Below are 21,307 nucleotides of genomic sequence, written 5' to 3' on the forward strand. Positions count from 1 at the left end.
GCTATTTGGCGAGAAAAAAGTCCAGCAATGCTTTTTGTACCTGCTCGGTCTGCTCCTGCACCACCCAGTGGCCCGAGCCCATGATCTTGGTTTCGCTCACATTGGTAGCCACCAGCTTGGAATGGTCTTTCAGAAATGCTGCCCCGAAATATTCGCCTCCCATCGCCAGCAAGGGCATGGTCAGTTTTGTTTTGGCAAATTCCACATTGTCCTTCGCATCCTGGTCAAAGTTGCCGAACCAGTGGAATGCACCGGTCGTCCCGCCTTTTACGGCATAGGCACGTATAAACTCTTCCGTTTCCTCGGTAGTAAAAGGCTTTTCAACATGCCCTACCACCGGCCAGAAATTGGTCAGAAATTCTCTTTCCTTGCCGGCGACAATACTGCCCGACGCCGGCCAGCCGAAAAAGCCAAACCACCACGCCCCTGCCTTCACCTGGCTCCAAACCGGCTCGATACCCGGCAGCAAAGCATCCATCAGCGCCAGCTTTTTCACTTCCGAAGGAAATTGAGCGGCATAAGCATAAGCTACCATCAAACCGATATCATGACCAGCCAGGTTGATCTGATTGTAGCCCAGCTTTTTCATGAGTTCGTGCAGATCTTTCGCCATCGTCTTTTTGTCGTAACCGCCTTCTGGCTTGTCCGACTCCCCTACTCCCCGCAAGTCCGGCGCGATCACGGTGAAATGTTTGGATAACTCCGGCAGCAGCCGGTTCCACATATACCAGTTTTGCCCGAAGCCATGCACCAGCAGCAAAGGCGCACCCGAGCCTCCGATGACATAGTGCATATTGACCCCATTCACATGGGCGGTTTCATGTTTAAAATTCGAAGGCGGATCGGCGGGTTTCACCGATTGTGAAGCCGTGGCCGTACTGTCTGCCGTGGCTTTTTCTCCCGTTTCTTTTTTTGCCGGGTCGCAGGCGAGCATGGTCATCAAAAGACTGATACAGAAAAGACTTACTGCGATCTTGGGGGTTCCGGAGAGTGCCGTTTTGGAGTAAACGCTGGATTTCATTTTGAAAATTGTTTTGGATAAGAATTGGATTTGTGTAGTCAGGAATCAATGCATTATTGAAGTGAGCAAAGCCAGGTTTGGCAGTATTCCGCAACTTCCTCCCAGCCCGGCTGTCCCAGCACGTAATGCGTGCGGCCAGGAAATTCCTTATAGTCGGTGACGGAGCCTTCGGGTTTGTATTTGCGGAAATTGTCGTAATTGAGCGAGCCCGGAATGGTGTGGTCTGCCGAGCCGGAAATCAGCAGCAGCGGCGCGTGCGGTTTTTCAAAATCCACTTTGGCAACACTGGTAATCGTATCCCGGACAATCTGCTTGGATTCGGGGATCGCCAGCTTGTAGTAACCTTCTTTCTGCACATCCGGCGGCAGGCCGTTCGTGAAACTGTATTGCCACTGGCTGAAAGACATCATGAAAGTCTTGCTCACGGGCGTAAAAAATCCCAGCGGTCCCCAGCCTGCGATCAGGAAGGATAATTTGAATGTCATAATACCCTGCGGCGGCACAGAATGAATCGCTATACCCGCGGCGGCCAGGCCTCTTTGCAGCAACAGTTGCGTGATTAATCCCCCGATCGAATGTCCGATCAGAATAGGCTTTTCAGGCAGTCGTGCGGCGATCCTGACGTAATATTCCACCAGATCGGCGAGTCGGTTGGAGGCAATGTCCCGATCAGGATGGCGGTTGCGGAGGGTTTCTGCGGGAGCGTCTTTGTGCGGCCAGGGCGGCGCCAGCGTTTTGTACCCCAGCTTTTCGAAGTACAGCTTCCAGTCGTCCCAGCAGGCATTGCTAACGAATGCGCCCGTGACGAACAAAATAGTTCTGTCTTTATCTTTCATTGTGATCCTATTGGTTTGCCAGTAAGCACTCCAAAGCGATACCACAAATTCAAACACCTGATTATCAGTGCTTTGTTTTGAAAATTAGGATTCGAAAAACTGCATTTCGTCGGTAAAATAGGCAGGTCGACGAAATATCGTTGGGCAACAAAACGGCATTTCGTCGGCTCGCTACCAGAAGTCACTTTATTTACCGGGAAAACCTCATTTAAAGCCATTTCTGACGATATTTGGATGACTCAGCGTTGTGGCGATACAAGGGACAATCAGGGATGAGATGCTGGTATAATTTGTGATCTGTTGTAGTAAACCTACCTTTCCTATGCCCAAACTTCTACCCCTGCTCAGCGTATTCTTATTTTTAAGCTTTTTTTCCTACGCGGATTACCTCGGCCCCTTCACGCCAAAGGACACTGCGCCAATTCTTGCCAAACTCAGAAAGAGCCAACCCGACACCAGCCGCGTCAACTTGTACCTGCAACTGAGCGACCAGTATTATTACCGGGCAGGCAGGAATGCAAAAGAACTGGACAGTGCCCGGCTTTACAGTAATGCCGCTGAAAAGCTCGCCAATTCCCTTCACTTTGCGCAAGGTCTGGCGATGGCATACTTCCAGCAGGCTGCAATTCTCAGGTTGTTCGATCAGACGGAAAAGGCGAAAGAGGCTAATACAAAGGCGATCAGCATATTTACCCAACATAAAAATAATGCTATGCTGGGAGAAAGCTATTACCGGCTGGGAGGCTTTTATTCACTTTCGGATTCGGAGATCCAGGGGCGGATCAACTATTTAAAAAAATCAATGGCTGCATTTCAGGCTGGAAAATATACTTTGAAGGTCGGGGATGTCATGCTGGCGGTGGGTGAGCTCTATATGATCAAAGGCGACAACAGGCTGGCTTTTTACTTTTTAAAAAAATGCTTGCAAACCTATCAGTCCGTCGGATATACCAGGCTGGCGCCGGTCTACGACCTTTTGGGTACGGTGTACAATATTATGGGAATGCCCGATGAAGCCATCAGGTATGGCATGCTGGGCTTGCGGTCTGCCCGGGCGCTCAAAGACACTTCTCTTTCGGTTGCCACCTACTACAACCGGGTAGGATTGACCCAGTTCGTAGTCGGTGAGTACAAAAACGCCAGTGAAAACTTTGCGAACGGGTTGGAGATCGCAGAAAAATTTAAGGATACGATCACCGTCCATATGATGGCAGGAAATAGGGGCAACGCGCTCATTATGCTGCGAAAGTACGATGATGCCCTACGCTTGCTCAACCGTATCCGGGAAAAATTTCCTGTAAATCAGTTATTTCGCAAATTCTGGCTCGACCGCGTTTATGTGCACCTGTACCGGGATTTAAGGCAATTCGACAAAGCGACAAAGTATGTGAACGAGCTTTTGGCGATTGTGGCTGAGCCTGTCGATGAAAACGCCCATAAGGAAAGGATATACGAGACCTTGATCCGCTTTTACATGGCCAAAGCCGATTATGTGCCAGCCACCAAATTGATCCGGCTACATAAAGCACTGGCCGAAAAATCGCATTCTAAAGAACTCCGGATCATGAACGATCGCTGGCAAGCAACCCTGGATTCGGTGAACCGCGACTATCTTTCTGCACTTGCACATTACCAAAGGTATAGTACATCAAAAGACGCACTTTTCGCCGAGAACAAGACCCGGCAGATCAATCAACTGGAAATTGTTTACGAAACCGAAAAGAAAGAGGAAAACATCGCTCTACTCAAAAAAGAATCAGCGCTTCAGCAAAATATGTTGCACCAGGCTTCACGCATCCAGAACTTTACGTATGTCAGCATTGCCCTCCTCCTGGTTATTATCGGTCTGTTGTTTTACGGCTACCGGCTTGTCAGGAAAAATAACAGGACATTGGCCGCCCGGCAGGAGGAAATCAACAACAAAAACATCTCCCTCGGCCGCCTGCTGACCGAAAAAGAGTGGCTGATGAAAGAAATCCACCACCGGGTGAAAAACAACCTGCACATGATCGTAGGTTTGCTGGAAAGCCAGTCGGAATATTTAAAAGGGGATGAAGCAAAAATGGCGCTGGCTGAGAGTGAGCACCGGATACAATCTATGTCGATGATCCATCAGAAATTATATCAAAACGATAACCTGACTTCCATCGAAATCTCGCCCTACATTCACGAGCTGGTGCAGTATCTGAAAGACAGTTTTGAAAACAAATGTCCGGTCACATTCAACCTCGACATTGACCGCCTTGAAATGAATATCAGCCACTCGATCCCGCTGGGATTAATATTGAATGAAGCAATTATTAACTCTTTGAAATATGCTTTTGCCAATTGTTCTGCGGGACAAATTGATGTAACATTTAAAGAAACAAGACCACGACATTTTGTGCTGACCATTTCCGATAACGGTACCGGCCTGGCTCCTGATTTTAATGTAAACAAAATAAATTCTTTTGGCTTAACCCTGATCAAAGGCCTCTGCGAAGAGCTCGAAGGGAAACTGGAAATAAGCAGTGATGGCGGCACCACCATCCGGATCAGTTTCGATTACATTCCCGAAGAAAAACAAATGGCACAATTTGCAATGATTTAAATGCCGGATTATGATTAAAAAATTACTCATCGTTGAAGATCAGTTCATTGAGGCAAATCATTTACGCATCATGCTGCAGCGTGCCGACTACGAGGTATGCAGCGTGGCGCGGTCGGTGGAGCAGGCCGAGGAGATCATCGCAGCCGAAAAACCTGATCTCGTTTTGCTCGACATATTCTTGACCGGAAACAGAACTGGCATCGATCTGGCCCACAGCCTGCGCCAGGTGAATATCCCCTTCATTTATCTTTCCGCCAATTCCAATGAAGAGGTTTTGAATGCAGCCAAGGCGACGCAGCCCAATGGTTTTCTGGTCAAACCTTTTCGCGAGAAAGATTTGCTGGTGGCGCTGCAAATTGCAGCCTATCACCATGAAAACGGTCTGGAATCGCAGCTTCGGAAGGAAACTTTACTGCAAACACAGCTTGCCGACATTACGGCCAGCGACGCGGCCCGGGAGCAGAAGCTGCTGATGATCGCGCAGGTTTTGCAGCCTTTTATTTCATTTGATTTCCTGGCAGTAGGTTATTCCGGAACCGCGCGACAGCATGAAAGCCTGCATTTTCTCAGGATCGGGTTTAATGAATATCAGGTCATCACGCAGGAGGGGCTCCGCATGATATCCAATCTGAAGCCGCGGGAAATGGAAGCCTTGCAATATGCTGCCAAAATGCCCGCTGATTTGCAATGCTATAATGAGGGCGACTTCAAGTCAGCGGCATTTCGGCCTTCGATGCACAAGCTGATCGCGGATACTTTTGGGATGAACGCCATGCTGCACCTGCCGCTGCCCATGTTTTCAAAAAACGAAAACGTACTTTCCTTTGCCTTTTACAACCGGCGCAGCGATGGTTTTACGCAAAATCAGGTAGCCTTATGTCAGCGGATCCGGCCCTTTCTGGTACTGGCTACGCAAAGTTTCGGGCATCAGGCAGAGACCCACGTCAGAAATGCCACTCCGGGCCCGCAGAACAGTTCTCCCAATGCAGTTTTCAATGACATTATCGGCCAGAGCCTTCAACTGACTGCGGTGTTTGACCTCATTTCCCAGGTGGCGCCGGTAGATACTTCGGTATTGATTACCGGTGAAAGCGGCACGGGCAAGGAGCGTATCGCCGACAGTATTCATGCGCTTTCTCCCAGAAAAAACCAGCCATTTATTAAGGTAAACTCAGCTGCACTGCCTGCTAACCTGATTGAATCCGAACTTTTCGGTCATGAGAAGGGCGCATTCACCGGGGCGCTGGAAAAACGCGTCGGCCGGTTTGAACAGGCCAATAACGGCACCATTTTCCTGGACGAAATCGGCGATATGCCGCTCGAAACCCAGGTAAAACTGCTCCGCGTATTGCAGCAAAAAGAAATCGAACGCATCGGCGGCCGGGCTCCGGTGAAGGTCAACATCCGGGTTATTGCCGCCACCAACCGAAACCTGGAAAAGGAAGTGGCCGAAGGTCGATTCCGGCTCGATTTGTACTACCGGCTGAATGTTTTTCCGATACATGTACCTTCCCTGGCCGAGCGACGGGACGACATTCCGCTGCTGGTGAGGCATTTTGTTAAAATTTATTCCCAGAAAACGGGCAAGAAAATCTCCGGTGTTTCGGAAAAAGCGATGGCGAATCTGGTTGCCTACGACTGGCCGGGCAACATCCGCGAACTTGAAAACCTGATCGAAAGAAGCGTCCTTCTCGCCAAAAGTGACCAGATTGACCAGATTCCGCTTCCATCGCAGCAACCAGCCAAACGCTCCGAAAAGGCCGAAGAAGTGCGCCTGAAAACCATTTTCGAAAATGAACGCGACTACATCATCGAAGTCCTGAAAAAATGTAATGGCCGCATCAGGGGCGCAGACGGCGCGGCTGCCATATTGAATATCCCACCGACCACATTGGGTTCAAAAATGAAAAAGCTGGGGATCAGGCGAGATTTCAGCGTGTAAAGTGCCCGCAACGATATTTCGTTTTTACCGGAGAGCCGCAAACGAAATACCGTCGATTCCGTAGTGTAAGTATTTGATTTTCAGTGAATAATTGTTCGGGCATTCTTATTTGTGCCATTTGTTCGCAGGCCGGCCTGATCGCCACCTGCGGGCATTATTCATTTAAACCATCAAATCCTTACTCATGAAAGCTTTACTAATCCTGCTCCACCGCTGCCCGGCAGCATTTCTGCTCACACTCGCAACCATTTCGGGTATCAGGGCCCAAACAAAAGATGTTAAAAATGTAGTGATCGTGCATGGTGCATTTGCGGACGGCTCGGGCTGGAAGGGCGTCTATCAATATTTGTCTAAAAACGGGTACAATGTGTCGGTTGTCCAGAACCCTCTAACCTCATTGAAAGACGATGTGGCGGCAACCAATCGGATTATCGACAAACAGGATGGGCCAGTCATTCTGGTGGGCCATTCCTGGGGTGGCACCGTGATCACGGAAGCCGGCATGAATCCCAAAGTCGCCGGGTTGGTTTATGTCGCAGCTTTCCAGCCCGACCAGGGTGAAAACACCTTAAAATGGGCCACATCTTTGCCGCCAGCCGCTGAAAACGGGATAGGTGCGCCTGACAGCAATGGATTTATTTACTACGATAAAGCCAAATACCATGCAGGTTTTTGTGCAGACCTGAGTAAGGAAGAGGCTGATTTTATGTATGCCTCGCAAGGGCCGATTGCGGCCGAATCATTTGGAGCAGTGCTTTCGCAGGCAGCCTGGAAAACGAAGCCTTCCTGGACGATTGTAGCAACCGACGATAAAAGCATCAACCCCGACATTGAGCGGAATATGTACAAACGATCGGGTTCCAAAATCACCGAAATCAAGGGAAGCCACGTGCCCTTTATATCACATCCCGTCGAAGTTTCGAAGGTTATCATGACTGCCTCGAAGCTGAGTAAATAGCGACAACAGCAGTAAGAACGATTAATCGCGAAGGGTTACACTGCAACTGAGATCTGAAATTCACGATCACAAAACGAAGGTTCAAGAATTTGATGCATAGTGAGAATAGTACAGTTGATTCGGAATACCGCTTCATGATTTGGGAGCGGTATTTTTGTAAAATATTTTGCTAGACGGATCTGACACACGGTAAACCAGTGAAACAGTCGGTTAAATTATGAGTTACGAACACTTTTAAGGTCTATGCTAAAGGTCAGATCCTATGTTCCAGAAACTGCTTATATGCTGCGCGATTTTATGGTCATCGACATTGGTATTCGGACAAGAACCCGGACCATTTTTTGCCAAAGATAGTGCGCCACTTCTTGATGAGTTAAAACGGGCAAATGCCGACTCAAATAAAGTTCAGCTTTTATTAAAACTGAGCAATCAATACCTCCGGAGAATCGGAGAACTACCTACTCACCTCGACAGTTCTCTTTACTTTGCAAAGTCTGCAGAAAAATTATCCACAACGCTACACGACCATAACGGAATTGGTACCAGTTACCTCTTGATGTCTTGGATATATAATGAACTTCGTCAATCCGAAATGGGCAGGCATTATGCAATTGAAACAATTAAAATAGCAAGCAAATACAACAATTATTCACTTTTAGGTGAGGGATATTTTTCGCTTCAGGGTTGTTATTCCCTATCACAAAGTGATATTCGGGAGCGGATCAAGCTTGTGAACCAGTCCTTGCTGGCATTCAGGAAAGGTAACAACAAATTAAAAGAAGGTCATGTTTTGAAGGAACTCGGAGACCTTCACATGCTCCAAGGCGACTATGGCCAGGCGCTGGCCACATTGAAAAATGCATTAAAAATTTACAGGGAAATTGATTACAAGAGTCTGATGGGGGTATATGATTTGCTTGGGCGGGTCTATACAAATTTAGGAGATAGCCGCCAGGGACTAAATTACGGCTTAATGGCCCTGCAAAATGCAAAAGCTGTTGGGGATACCACATTGCAACTTTGCACTTTTTACAATAGAGTCGGTTTGACTTATGGGGATAGACAGGAATATGAGAAAGCATACTTTTACCTTCATATCTCTCTAAAAATTGCCATTAAATATCAGGACGCAGGATCTATCCACGAGGTTTCTGCAAATACGGCTTCCGTCCTTAACGAACTGGGGCGTCCGGAAGAAGCCGTTGCGCTTTTAAACCAAACACTGCAAAAATACCCTGTTGTGAGAAATAGAGAATTATTAGATGTGGCCCCCGTATATATCAGGTCTTTAAAAAAAATTCACCGATACAAAGAAGCCAAACTTTACTGTCATAATTTGCTTCAAATGGTCGCGAGGTCTGAGCCGGATGATGAAGTATTGTCCAGGATCTATGCGACAATTATTCCATTTTATCTCGACGTGGGCGACAATGACCCGGCAGCTAAGTATATTTCTCTGCACAAAGTTTTATCCGTTAAATCAAAAACGAAGGGGGATGAGGCTGATAACTTCCTGTGGCAATCCCGGCTTGATTCTTCCAAGGGCAACTATCTGGCATCCATCAGTAATTACAGATTGTACACGCATTTAAAAGACTCCCTATTTAATGCGACGAAACTCAGGCAATTAAATCAGATCGAAGTGATTTATGATGTTGAAAGAAAAGATGAAAATATTGAGATATTAACTAAGCAATCACAGCTTCAAAACGGCTTAATCAAAGAAGCCTCCCTTGTGCAGAAAATTTCTTTTTTAAGCATGGTATTGCTGCTTGGCATCATTGGCCTTTTATATCACAGCTTTGTATCAAGTAAAAAAAACAGTAGGAAATTACAGGCGAAACAAGATGAAATAAATGCAAAGAATATTTCTCTTGGGCGTCTGCTGAGTGAAAAAGAATGGTTGATCAAAGAGATTCATCACCGGGTTAAGAATAATCTGCACATGATTGTCGGGCTGCTGGAAAGTCAATCCGAATTTTTACAAAGCAGTGAGGCGAAAATGGCTGTTTCAGAAAGTCAGCATCGCATTCAGTCCATGTCGATGATTCATCAGAAGTTATATCAAAGTGATAATCTATCCTGTTATGATTTTGCTATCTACGCCGCTGAAATGGTAGAATACCTGAAAGACAGCTTCAATATCGGGAGTTCAATTACATTTGAACTGGATATTGACTCAACTGACATGAATATCAGCCATTTGGTTCCGCTGGGTCTGATATTGAATGAAGTGATTACCAATTCGATCAAATATGCATTTCCAGGAGGGAGGCCTGGTGTTATATCCGTTAAATTGAAACAGCCGCAAGACAGGCGCTTTGTACTGACTATTGCAGATAATGGAATTGGGATAAAAGAAGAAGACTTAAGTTTGGTTAAGATTAATTCGTTTGGATTCACGCTGATAAGAGGATTATCCGGTGACATAGATGGTCACCTGGAAATACGGAAGGAGCACGGTACGGTTGTTCAAATCACTTTTATTTATCAGCCGACCGATGAGCACAATCACTTTTTATTTCACGCATGAAAACATTCCCACTCACATATAATCGGTCTCAATTAACGCAGACTGATCTTTTAATGTCATAAGCGCGATATCATCCCTTTTTTTGACAGCGCCTTCTTTATATAGCTGGTCGAATTCCAGCTTAAGTGCTCCTAAAATTGTGCCGAGAAACGTGTCTGCCTTCCAGGAATTGAATATCGTTGCAGCGTAATGTGCAAGGTACAACTGCGAAGTTTTTCCCTTAGTGGAACCCTGTTTTTGCCGGCAAATCCGCATAACCTTTTTCCAGATTTGCCGGAAATGGGCTATCAAAACCCATTTCCGGTTTACCTCCGGCTTCAAACTGCATCGATATGGAGATGACTAGCCGCGATCCACCGGGCCATTTTGAGGTTTCCGTTGGTTGCGTATTTTTTGTTGTATTGTTTTTAAAAATGGAATGCTCGGAAGCAGTAGAGAACCGGCACCGGGCATAGCTCCGTCCTTTAAAAATTCTTTTCTTCAAATCATATTTAAAAAAAAAATGGATTTTGCGTGACCGCTTAGCTCGATCGTTTTCTTTCAATGCGAATCAATGTTTAAGCATCTCCTGGGCATACTGAACACCGACACCATAGGCGCCCGCATACTTTTTAATCAAATCATTTACAGGCTTATAGGTGTCACGCCTTGACCAGTCGCGCTGCAGTTCCAGTAAATATTGGACAGAAGTCATCGGCTTTACCCCCAGCTGTACCATTCGCTGCACGGCCATTTCATGGGCCTCCAGGCTCACATCACCGCACGCATCTGTGATGACATACACCTCATAGCCTTCCGAAATCGCCGACAATGCCGGCCCCACAATGCAGACGCTGGTCCATAAGCCCGCAAAAACGATTCTCTTTTTTCCCTTAGCCACAATCGCCTTGTGGGCGTTAACGTCTTCCCAGGTATTCATGGTGGTCCTGTCGAGGTAAACTGATGCAGGATAAAACTCGCCGACTTCGGGAAAAACCGGCCCGCTGAATGATTTTTCGGCGACGGTGGTGACAACTGTTGGAATGTTAAAGATTTTGGAAGCGCCCGCCACTATCGCGGTGTTGTTGCGCAATTCAGTAATCGAAATACTTTTTGTGGCAAAAGCCATCTGACCTTCATTATCAATCAGTACGAGCGTATGATTGGTTGGATTTAACAGCCAGTCACTCGGCTTCTGCGCATGGGCAGCAAGTGTAAGTCCAACCAAAAGAGTAAGGATGATAGAGACATTTTTCATCATGGAGATAAAGTTTAAGTGAACGATTTTAAAGTTTAGCATCCTCAGGCGCTGTTTCATCTGAGGATGTTAAGCAGTGAGACAAAACGATGCCCAATAATTAACTAATTAGCATTGAGCGCATTAAATATTTTTTGTCTTTCAAATCAAACGATATGTCGTTTGTCACCGGATGCATTCGACGAAATAGCGTCAGCTCAAATCCATCGTAGCGTCAACCATTCGCTTTTTCTCTACCTTAACTGATAGAAAAAAAAGCGATTGGCTTTTCTTATGGTAATGAACGATACAAAAAAACGATGGCGCGCCCGAAGAAATTTGATGAAGCTACGGCGCCGCAGAAAGCGCTGGATGTTTTCTGGAAAAAAGGATATGCAGGCGCATCCATGTCTGACCTGACAAAGAACATGGAAATCAATGCGCCCAGCCTGTAAGATACGTATGGGGATAAACGTCGGCTGTTTTTGACTGCTGATGCCTGGCGCCAGTATTTATGCCGCTTCAAAAGGTGCAATGCTTACACTTGCCAAAAACCGATCCGCTGAACTGGTTTCCAGAAAAATACGTGTAAATGCGATCAGCCCCGGCGACTTTACTTTGTTTGGGACCAAAAAAGGTGACTGAATAAAGTTGGCCGGACTTGCATTGGGCAGCCTATTACTTCATTTCTCAAAAGCTGGCAATAATGAGTGCATACATTCGATCAGGCGCACTTTAACATCAACACGATGTTGTCGCTATCCGGATTAAAACGGTTTCAAGTTCTGCTGCCGCCGTGATTCGGAATACCGCCTCAGAGTTGGGCCATATTTCTGTTTTACCGGAAAAAACTGCCTACCGAAATCATCAGCAGCAGTGACTCTTCTTTCGAGGAGCCCGCGCTGACATTGAATGCAAACTGCTCCCGGAATGGTGTCACATAAAAGCCGCCTCCGTAACCTTTGTGCCAGTATTTGGCTGCATGGTCTTCACCATTTGTCCACACCTGGCCGAGGTCGTAAAAGCCTCGGACGCCTATTTTGAGCGGGATAAATGTGTTGCGCGTCTGTACCAGCTGGTACCTGAGTTCCGTATTTAAGAATGCGCGCGCGCGGCCGGTGAAGCGGTTTCTTTTATAACCCCTCAGATCATTCAGCTGACCGAGCGACAGCATTTTGTAAAAAGGGATCTGTCCCTCGCTAAACCCGCCACCCAGCCGCAGGCCCAGTGTGAGCGGGTTTTTGCTGTAAGTTGAAATGTACTGTTCAACCTCCGCTTCGGAAATCGAAAACAGTTTGTTATTCGAGTTTGAAATGTGGCCGGCCTGCTCGGTGACTGCAAAAAGGAAACCCCGCTCCGGCAGGGCGATCCTGTCGCGGAAATCGAGGCTGAACAAACCTTTGGCATAAAAAAGGTTAAGCCTCTCCACCCCGAAAACTTCGGGATGATCGCCCAGATAACTGTTATGGCGCCGGATACCTTCGTTCAATTCGTAGTTTGCAGTCAGATCTACCCGGCTTTTTTTCCAGAATGTATGGGTGAGACCCACGAATGCGGCGATGGAGTTGTACTGGGCGCGGTAGTAGTTGGAGGGTCGCTCCTTGTCATTTTCGGTATCATTACCCACCCCGAAGAAGTAGTTATAATTCAGCGGCCGGGAGATACTCACGCCCGAAATCCCATCCCACTTGCCTGCCAGCTCCCGGAACTGGTTGCTGTAACTGAAATCGTAATTTCCTTTTACACTTACAGAGGCCCGAAATGCGTGTTTTGCGCTGAAGTCAGGTTTGTCGAAACGCTGCCTGGAAAATGTCACGCCGCTGTGAAAAGCCGCTCCGATAAATGGGTTATAGGTAAAAAGCGCGATCGGCAGGTAAGTGTTGTATTTAAATGCATTCCGGTCGTACTCATAAAGTCCTGCATGCTTGGGTATTACATTTTTCAATCCGCTTGCGGCATCGGTTTTAATGTCGGCAGATTGGTCATACACTAAAGTCATCTTGCTTTTCCCGGAAACTATCGACTGATCGGAAATCACATCGTCGCCTCCGCCGCTGACGATCCTGACCAGGATGGATTTGGGTGCGTTTCCGTTTATTTCAAAAATATCATCATCCTGCAAGCCAAAAAGCCGGATTTCTTTGGTTTCGCTGGCCTGGAATGTCCGGTGATAATAAATCTTTTTCGGATCGGCCTTTTTGTGATCATCCACTCCGCTGACCGTCACTTCCACGGAACCGTCTGTATTTCGGTTTACCTGAAAAAATTCCTTTTTATTTGAGCCTACCACATCTACTTCCCTGGCCAGCAAAGCATAGTACTCCCCGGCATATTTCTGCAAGTCTTTCAACCTGATTTTCAGTTTTCTCTCGATCTCCTTTCCGTCTTTTTCATAGATCTCCGCAGGCATATTCCGTACGGCCGCTTCAATGTCGTGATCGGTGATCGACTGCTGGATTTCTTTGGCTGCGGTGATCCAGTCCTCTTTTGTGAGCTCATTTCCCGCAAAACGGTCCAGGTGGCGCGCCTGCCACATTAAGCTTCGCAGGCCATGAATTTTCTCGCCAAAATTCTCACCATTCGGGACGCCCCACTCGCGGTCGGCGAGCCAGGGGATAATGCCGTCCCAGCGTGAGAATGCGTGGTCGCGGTCACGGGGGACAGGCCTGAAAACCTCTCCCCGCGCGTCTTTGAAACCCGCCCATTTCCAGTTGTCCTCATGTTTGCTCCAATCGCCGATCCAGAGGTCGAAGATCCTGGCCCTGCCGAATTCCTCTTTGTTGATGTAATTGTCATGATCGTGGTAGATCTTGGCAAACATTTTGAAGCTTTTTTCAATGTCCTTGGCCCCGGCAAACACCTTATCCTTGGCGATTTTATCATTCGGCCGCTCTTCCAGCATGCCGAACAAACTGGCATAATCTTTCTGGAATGTACCGAGTTTCGGATCGTCCGGCAGGACGTACAAGGTGGGCGTAGCGTGCAAAACGCCGATCTTGTCCATCAGCGGCGCCACGGCCATCGCGCCATAAGGCTGCTGGGTGGAAGTCTGGTCTTTGAGCACATCGGCCACCACCGTCCCCCGCAACTCAAAACCCAGCGCCCGGAAAGGATCTTTATCCACCGATCGAAAAACATATTCTTTACCGTTTCCCGCCGTTATTTTCAGCGAAGTCGTCTGCCGGCCGCCACCTTTGCCGGTGACCATCAGCCCCCGGAAAGTAGTGTCCATATTCAGATAGGGAACTTCCACCGGCGTCACCCAGGAGGAGCGGTAATGCTGACCAAACCACATCCGCTTGAACCACCCGCTGGCATATTCCGGGCCGGCCGCGACTTTCACCGGGCCGTTTTTTTGAGGGCTTCTATTTGAAGCCGCCGCCACTTCCGGTTTCGCAGCCAAAGCCTTCACCAGTTCTCCAGTTTTTGAAGCCAGTAACTGATTGTTTTCATTCTTTAAGTAGCTAAAACCGACCTGACCGTCAGCCTTATACGTCAACTCGATCAAACCCGGCCCGGAAGCACTCAAAACAGAGCGCCGGTTTTTCACGACAAAGTCACCAGCTGCCAGCGCACCACTATTGATGTAAAAATTTTCGTCCGCTTTGAGGATGGAATGGTTCAACTCGTGGCCGGATGCAAATATCACCGACGAATAATCGTGCAGTACATTGGCGAGCCGGTAGCGGAACTGATCGAACTGCTGGTTCACAATGTCGCGGCTGGTACCTACATGCTGCCGGAAAGCCACCTTAGGCGGCAGCAGGTAATCCGAAACCGCAAACCGGCCGCCGTAATTTCCCAGCGATACCAGCGGAAAATGCGAGAGCACCAGCACATTTTTATTTTTGACTTCATCCAGTATCCCTTCAAATTCCTCGATAAAATTATCGGTATCGGCAATCGTGCAGGCATCGGAGGTAGGTATCGGCTTTTCGAAAGGATGGTTCCACCACTGCGAGTTGATCACGACTACTTCCAGATTTGGAAAAGATACCGTCCACGGTCCGGGGCAGCCCTGCTGAAAAAATACTTTTAACCTCGGATGCGCATTGCCTGACAGCAGCTTATCCATCGCGCGAAGCCTCTCCCACCCTTTTTTCCCCGAATCCATCCAGTCGCGGTCGCCCTGGTTGATCAGGATAAAAAGTTTGGGATTTGCATTCAAAAGCTGGGTGGCCTTTGATTTCCATCCCGTCACCTGGTCATCGGAAACCAAATCCGGAAAGATATCACCATTGATCACCCAGACCGTCGTGTCCGTGCCGGATTTCAAATGCTGGTCAATGATCGGAAACAGCTCGTCCGGGTTTTTCAGGTCGGCTGTGTTTCCTGTGAGGACGACTTTTAAATCACCGGCTTCAACAATCTGCGGTATAATTAGAAATACCAAAAATGATATCGCCAATATCGTAGTCGGCACCCTTCGAAGTAAATGTATTCTCATCTGTTCAGCTTAAAGTCACATTTGCAATTATAGCCAATATCCTCTACTGATTAAATAGCTAAAACAGGGTTTATGTTGCAGATTTTAATTGAAAGCTAACTTCCTTTCAGTAACACGTGACGAAATATCGTTTGTTAAAATGATGATCACCGATATGACGTTTACATATCTTATTCTAAATAAGTTAAAATATTGATTACTAGCTCATTAGCTCCCTGGCATAATTGTTACTTAAAATGTGGAAGTCTAAACACCGGCAACTCTTTCCGTTCACATTTCAAAAATAGTTTACAAAAATTACAGCAATGATCGCTTCCATACTCTGTGTGAATCCCGCCGCTCAGCGAATAAATCGTAATACCTTGTCGGCGACGTGTCCCCCTACTACCAACTTTGAAGTCCGACCTTTGAAGTCCGGAGCAGGCTGGCAGCCCAGGTCAGATCCTAAACCTGAAGTCCGGGGACTTTATCAAATCGTTTGGTTGAAGAAGGGATCGGCGACTTTGAACATGCAAATTCAAGCGCCGGAAATCAATGACAATCATGTGGTTCTGCTTACGCCAGGACAACGTGTTACGTTCCAACTGAATGAAAATGTGGAAGGTTACAGCATCCGCTTTTCGCAGGAATTACTTTTTCTCTGCGGGTGGGAAGCATTTGAACTGTTCCACCCTGTCCGCCTACCGAATAAAGATTTTTTGCAGGCAGTTCGGCTGGACGCTGATATGGAGCAGGAAGTTGAGTTCATAGTTTTAAACATGGTTAAAGAGCTATCGAATAGCTTTAAATCACGGTCGGAGGCGCTGCAAGGGCTTTTGAAAATGCTGATCATTCATTTATCGAGGATCATGGAATGCCCGGCCAGCTCCCCTGTTACCGGCGCCGAAGGGGAATTGGTCAGGAAATTTATGCTGATGGTCAATAGTGATTTTCATAAAAAAAGCTGGTCAATGCATATGCCGTTTGTCTGTTTATAACACCTGGTTACCTGAATGATGTGATCAAAAAAAATACCGGTTTTACGGCGAGCTATCACATCCAGCAAAGAATCATTCTCGAAGCAAAGAGACTAGCGGCCCAACCGCAGATGCGGATGAAAGAGATCGCGGCACAGCTAGGGTTTGATGATTTTGCACATTTCAGCAAATTTTTCAAAATCAACAGCGGCTGTAACTTTACTGATTTCAGAAAACAGCTTCAGGTCGGTACTGATTGTGTAAAAACACTACTTACTGAATGCAACTAAGCTCAAACAATTCAATCAGATAGAAGTCATTCGTGATGGCTTGGTATCATAGGTCTTTTATACAGCCTTACGACGCATTCCAGGAGGGCGTACCGCTGATCCGGTTACGGGTGCTAAAAGACAATATTAAAATGCCGGCTTCATCGTGGAACCTTTTTGGTCGCGAGACAGGTACGGTTTAGGAAAGAAGTTATAAATGGCAGATAACATTCGATATAAGACGAAGATTGCAGTCATAGGTGCTGGCCAAGCCGGGCTATCCGCCGCTTATCATTTAAAGAAGCTGGGTTTAGATATAGGCCCCGACTTTATCGTGCTTGATGCCGCGCCTTCACCAGGTGGCGCATGGCAATACCGTTGGCCGTCCCTCACGCTGAGCACCGTAAACCGAATTCATGATCTGCCCGGAATGTCTTTTAAAGAAACCCTCGATACAGCTAGTGAGACGGTCCAGGCCAGCATCGCCGTGCCGCACTACTACGAGCTATATGAACGGAAATTCGGCATCCGGGTTTACCGGCCGTTGCAGGTTGAGAAGGTCTATCTCCATCAGGAACGTTTCTACATTGATTCGTCAGAAACGTTATTTTCTGCAATGGGCATCATTAACGCCACCGGTACCTGGGAAAATCCCTACATCCCCGAGTACCCGGGGGCTGATCTCTTTACTGGCGAACAACTGCATACAAGGGATTTTAAAACTGCCGCCTACTTCAAGGGCAAACATGTTATTGTAGTGGGCGCCGGAATTTCCGCCATTCAGTTGCTCGATCAAATTTCAAAAGTGACCTCTACCACCTGGGTTACCCGGCGACCTCCGGTATTCAGAGATGTGCCATTTGATGATGTAGCAGGGCATAACGCAGTGGCTATGGTGGAAGAACGGGTGCGGAATGGCTTGCCACCATTGTCTGTGGTCTCGGTTACCGGGTTGCCGTTGTCACCGGAAGTAGTGGACATGAAAAAGAGGGGCGTACTCGAACGCTTCCCTATGTTCAGCGAGATCACCGAGGATGGGGTGAAATGGGAAGATGGCAGGAAGCAAAAAGCTGATGTCATCCTATGGAACACGGGCTTTAGAGGTGCACTCGAGCATTTAGAATCCGTTTTACCCAGGGAAGAAAGTGGCGGCATACTGATGGCCGGCCGGTTGGCAACAAAGGTTGCCAAAGAACCACGCATCCATCTGCCCGGGTACGGCCCAACAGCTTCCACGATTGGTGCCAACCGTGCCGGATCAGTCGCTGCCCGCGAGCTGATGACCACTTTGGGCTTGATGGAAAGATCCTCGGAATAACTGCATCTCATCGCTCAAACGTACAACAAATGTCTCAATATGAACATTTTAAAAACTAATGCGTTCAGCGAGCTTTGTGTTACACCATGTAAGTTTGAACGTAGACAATTAAAATGAATCTCATGAAAACAAACACGATTTTCAAAAATAAAGAGGTGTCCGGTCTGGTCTCGAATATTGACGCAAGAAATTCCGTTCCTACATCACGAATTACCAAAACCATCCGATTTAACGACGATAAAGTTTCAATAACGATTTTCAAACCTTTCTTTATAAATCGCCGGCAAAATCTGTTGTCCCTGTTCGTTTTCGTCCCTCCGTACCCCAGAGATCTCTCATGTGTTGTTAGCCAGGAAGAGATTATCGCCGAATTAGTCAATGAGTCCGGACAGGCGGCGTTGATGATTGAGCATACCGATTTGCCCTATGAGTTAATTACGATTTTCAAGTTGTATGCAGCAATAAAATGGATTTCTTCAAACGGTAACGAGCTTGGAATATGCGGAGAAAAGATATCAATCGTTGGCAGCCAGATAGGAGCCAACATGGTTTCGGTTCTTAGTTTAATGGCACTGAAAGACCATTTTACCAATATCTGCTTGCAAGTTCTTATTGATCCGGAGTTTATGATATCTCATAAGCATGTGATGGAGCAAGCTAAACTCCGGAAAAGGGATTTTGATATTTCAGACCAGGAATGGGTTGATATCAGGGCCGTCTTTAACATGCCACTGGATTCAAAAATTTCGGATCTTTCCGGCCTTCCCACCACACTGGTTCAGCTATCTGAGTACTCAGGCAGCGACTGCGAAATCCAATACTATTGCGCAAAGCTCTTGTATGCCGGTGTAGATGTAACCTATATTACTTACGACGAAGCTGACGTCGAAATCTTCGGGTGGCCGTCTCTCCCACTCAATAAAAAGCTGCTGGCGCAAACAGCTGATGCGCTGCGAACAGTCAGACCACCGCGACCAAGCAATCATTTATTGATCTGATATGGAGAAGCGTATATTAATAAACGTTATTTCAGCATCAGCTGGGGCTGTGATTCATACAACTCATGTGCGAAGATGTACATTGTTTGAATGATTGGGGCGCAATACTTTTGACGAATATCAATGGACAACTTAAAGCGAGGCTTCGAGTAATAAAAATCCTTTACGACCCGGGATCAAAAAGGCCGAAATCAAAAAAATCATTACCGAACCCGGATTTTAATGGGTAGCCAATCTCAAAAAGGCAGGATAAAAAAATGGGTCATGAACTATAAAAAGGCTTTAAAGCAAATCAAGGAGAAGGTAACCAGCGACTTTGCCCGGGCACCCCACCGACGGGCGCAAACCCGGACGACGGCTTTCCGATCGGCGCGAATTTCAACATGACCCGGTATGGTTTCAAAAAAGAGCCTTATGCCTCCTCCCAGCGTTTTGGCGGCAGTTATGCATTTGGAAGCAAGGCATTTAAGGTGCATTACTCGGCCGATTTGATCAATGCTTTCGGCGTGCTGGGCGCATTTGACTACGGAAGGGTTTGGGCGGAAGATGAGAAATCAGGGCAGTGGCATTACGACTATGGCGGCGGGATCTACTTCGCACCGATTGATATCCTGGTGTTTTCTGTCGCCGCGTACATTCCCAAAGAGAAAAACGAGCAATCGCCGAGGGTTACCCTGCGGCTGGGATTTGAATTTTGACGATGAGAACAGTTTACGAATTTGATGCATCGTGAGAATAGTACAGTTGGTTCGGAATACCGCCTCATGATTTGGGGGCGGTATTTTTGTTTTACCCCAAAAGCCGACAGCAAGCTCACGGTTTTGAATATCTCTCGCTCATTGGTCTTAGTTGGAAACTACAAATCAAAATTTTAACCCGTATCACGTCAGGTAAACCCAAGACTTCACGAATTAAACGGTTACGACTTCGTTAGTTTCTCAAATTAATCGACAACATAATCTCCTTAAAACTTTCAATTCCTGCTTCCAAATTCTCAATAATATCATTCGCTAAAATATCAGGGTCAGGCAGATTATCCAGATCAGTCAAGCTCTTATCTTTTAGCCAGGTGATGTCAAGGCTCGTTTTATCTTGCAGAAGAATCTCATCATACGTAGACTTTCGTCATCTTCCGTCCGGATTTTGCGCTGATGAGATGAAATTGTCACTCTTAAAATCTCTCTTATAGCAGAAGAAAACAGAAACCATTAACTTGCCACACCAACAACCCACACCCTATGAAATCCACCCTCACCCACCTCCCGCAAAACAAACAAGACCAGCTCAAAGCCCTCACCCAGATCATCCTCGACAAAGTTCCGGCCGAAATGATCATCCTCTTCGGTAGCTATGCGCGGGGCGACTGGGTCGAAGACTACCAGGAGAAATACGAATATGTGAGCGATTTCGACATTCTGATTGTCACCAAAGACAAGAATTCGGCCAAGCAAGTCAAAAAATCGCGGGAGCTAGACAAGGAATTAATGAACAATGAGGAGATCACCAGAACCAGCATCATCTACCACAGCATTGGTTTTGTGAACGACAAGATCGAGCGGAACTACTATTTTTTTGTAGATATTCTGAAAGAAGGGATTTTGCTTTATGATTCGGGAAAATGCACTTTGTCCGAGCCGAAAAATCTCAATGCAGCGCAGCGGGTAGAAAAATCGACGGAAGAATTTGAACATTGGTTTGAGAGTGCTTGCCAGTTTTTGGAGACAGCATATATCCAGATTGAAAAAACCTGGTATAAAATCGCTGCCTTTCAACTTCACCAGGCCACTGAAAGATTTTACTCGGCCATCTTGCTAGTTTTCACCGATTATAAGCCAAGAATCCATGACATTGAGATTCTAGGAAATCAGGTCGAAAAACTGAATACAAACTTTGCAACCGTTTTTCCAAAAACGACAGCCGAAGAAGAGCGACTATTTGTCCTTCTCAAAAAAGCGTACATCGATGCGCGTTACAACAAGAATTACAAGATTGAAAAAGAGGAATTGGAATACCTTGGCAGCCGGGTTACATTGCTGAAAGATTTGACGGAACGGATTTGCAGAGAGCGGATTGCGGGGTTTGCGGATAGTTGATTTCAATACACCACCATTACGCCGATAATTTTGGCAAGATCTGCTCGCGGTGCAACGGAATCGAAGACGGAGACTGGCATCCAGCTGAAGTCGGTGAACCATTGAAACAACTTTCAAATAAATATTTATT

17 protein-coding genes are annotated in these 21,307 nt (G+C 46.8%); 12 read left to right on the forward strand and 5 right to left on the reverse strand.

Translation table 11 applies throughout. The features are described 5' to 3' along the window. Window position 1: 1 nt before the first annotated feature. Together AC1XUF_RS28495 and AC1XUF_RS28500 are read right to left on the reverse strand one after the other, a co-directional pair. Window positions 2-1,021: an alpha/beta fold hydrolase gene (locus tag AC1XUF_RS28495; protein ID WP_483345270.1), complete on the reverse strand. Its 1,020-nt coding sequence runs from the start codon at window positions 1,019-1,021 to the stop codon at window positions 2-4. A 53-nt stretch (window positions 1,022-1,074) separates the two neighbouring features. Beyond that, entirely contained in the window at window positions 1,075-1,857 is a 783-nt protein-coding gene (locus AC1XUF_RS28500; RefSeq protein WP_483345271.1) for an alpha/beta hydrolase, read from the reverse strand. 322 nt (window positions 1,858-2,179) lie between these two features. Here AC1XUF_RS28500 and AC1XUF_RS28505 point away from each other — a divergent pair, with 322 nt between their 5' ends. The 4 genes from AC1XUF_RS28505 to AC1XUF_RS28520 all read left to right on the forward strand — a co-directional run bounded on the left by AC1XUF_RS28505 (window position 2,180) and on the right by AC1XUF_RS28520 (window position 9,880). After that, a complete protein-coding gene (locus AC1XUF_RS28505) occupies window positions 2,180-4,447 on the forward strand; it encodes a tetratricopeptide repeat-containing sensor histidine kinase (protein ID WP_483345272.1) in 2,268 nt (755 codons plus the stop codon). 10 nt (window positions 4,448-4,457) lie between these two features. Then, window positions 4,458-6,389, forward strand: a complete 1,932-nt coding sequence (locus AC1XUF_RS28510) for a sigma 54-interacting transcriptional regulator (RefSeq protein WP_483345273.1) — start codon at window positions 4,458-4,460, stop codon at window positions 6,387-6,389. Between the two features lie 184 nt (window positions 6,390-6,573). Next, window positions 6,574-7,347 carry an alpha/beta hydrolase gene (locus AC1XUF_RS28515; protein ID WP_483345274.1) on the forward strand — a complete coding sequence of 258 codons (774 nt, stop codon included), beginning with the start codon at window positions 6,574-6,576 and terminating at the stop codon, window positions 7,345-7,347. A gap of 262 nt (window positions 7,348-7,609) precedes the next feature. Then, a complete protein-coding gene (locus tag AC1XUF_RS28520; protein ID WP_483345275.1) occupies window positions 7,610-9,880 on the forward strand; it encodes a tetratricopeptide repeat-containing sensor histidine kinase in 2,271 nt (756 codons plus the stop codon). A gap of 12 nt (window positions 9,881-9,892) precedes the next feature. On the opposite strand, the gene AC1XUF_RS28525 is transcribed toward AC1XUF_RS28520, so the two are convergent. Beyond that, window positions 9,893-10,135, reverse strand: a complete 243-nt coding sequence (locus tag AC1XUF_RS28525) for a hypothetical protein (protein WP_483345276.1) — start codon at window positions 10,133-10,135, stop codon at window positions 9,893-9,895. A gap of 295 nt (window positions 10,136-10,430) precedes the next feature. Further along, window positions 10,431-11,120, reverse strand: a complete 690-nt coding sequence (locus tag AC1XUF_RS28530; protein ID WP_483345277.1) for a hydrolase — start codon at window positions 11,118-11,120, stop codon at window positions 10,431-10,433. Window positions 11,121-11,416: 296 nt separating this feature from the next. Between AC1XUF_RS28530 and AC1XUF_RS28535 the strand changes: the two genes are divergently transcribed. Both AC1XUF_RS28535 and AC1XUF_RS28540 read left to right on the forward strand, forming a co-directional pair. Further along, window positions 11,417-11,551, forward strand: a complete 135-nt coding sequence (locus tag AC1XUF_RS28535) for a hypothetical protein (RefSeq protein ID WP_483345278.1) — start codon at window positions 11,417-11,419, stop codon at window positions 11,549-11,551. Window positions 11,552-11,591: 40 nt separating this feature from the next. Then, window positions 11,592-11,741 carry an SDR family oxidoreductase gene (locus AC1XUF_RS28540; RefSeq protein WP_483345279.1) on the forward strand — a complete coding sequence of 50 codons (150 nt, stop codon included), beginning with the start codon at window positions 11,592-11,594 and terminating at the stop codon, window positions 11,739-11,741. A gap of 193 nt (window positions 11,742-11,934) precedes the next feature. Here AC1XUF_RS28540 and AC1XUF_RS28545 read toward each other — a convergent pair whose 3' ends face one another. Further along, window positions 11,935-15,543 (reverse strand): BamA/TamA family outer membrane protein, encoded by a 3,609-nt coding sequence (locus AC1XUF_RS28545; RefSeq protein WP_483345280.1) that lies wholly within the window; start codon window positions 15,541-15,543, stop codon window positions 11,935-11,937. Between the two features lie 509 nt (window positions 15,544-16,052). Between AC1XUF_RS28545 and AC1XUF_RS28550 the strand changes: the two genes are divergently transcribed. From AC1XUF_RS28550 to AC1XUF_RS28575, 6 genes are all read left to right on the forward strand, one after another. After that, entirely contained in the window at window positions 16,053-16,520 is a 468-nt protein-coding gene (locus AC1XUF_RS28550) for a hypothetical protein (RefSeq protein WP_483345281.1), read from the forward strand. Window positions 16,521-16,540: 20 nt separating this feature from the next. After that, window positions 16,541-16,789, forward strand: coding sequence for a helix-turn-helix domain-containing protein (locus AC1XUF_RS28555; RefSeq protein ID WP_483345282.1), 249 nt, complete (start codon window positions 16,541-16,543; stop codon window positions 16,787-16,789). A gap of 196 nt (window positions 16,790-16,985) precedes the next feature. After that, the gene (locus AC1XUF_RS28560; RefSeq protein WP_483345283.1) at window positions 16,986-18,086 is read left to right on the forward strand and encodes an NAD(P)-binding domain-containing protein; all 1,101 of its coding nucleotides are present in this window, start codon (window positions 16,986-16,988) and stop codon (window positions 18,084-18,086) included. A gap of 122 nt (window positions 18,087-18,208) precedes the next feature. Beyond that, a complete protein-coding gene (locus tag AC1XUF_RS28565; protein ID WP_483345284.1) occupies window positions 18,209-19,084 on the forward strand; it encodes an alpha/beta hydrolase in 876 nt (291 codons plus the stop codon). Between the two features lie 383 nt (window positions 19,085-19,467). Continuing rightward, window positions 19,468-19,782, forward strand: a complete 315-nt coding sequence (locus tag AC1XUF_RS28570) for a hypothetical protein (RefSeq protein ID WP_483345285.1) — start codon at window positions 19,468-19,470, stop codon at window positions 19,780-19,782. 540 nt (window positions 19,783-20,322) lie between these two features. Beyond that, window positions 20,323-21,177 carry a HEPN domain-containing protein gene (locus AC1XUF_RS28575; RefSeq protein WP_483345286.1) on the forward strand — a complete coding sequence of 285 codons (855 nt, stop codon included), beginning with the start codon at window positions 20,323-20,325 and terminating at the stop codon, window positions 21,175-21,177. The last annotated feature ends 130 nt before the right edge of the window (window positions 21,178-21,307 follow it).

The organism is Dyadobacter sp. HNCC25DJ185 (assembly GCF_056895195.1).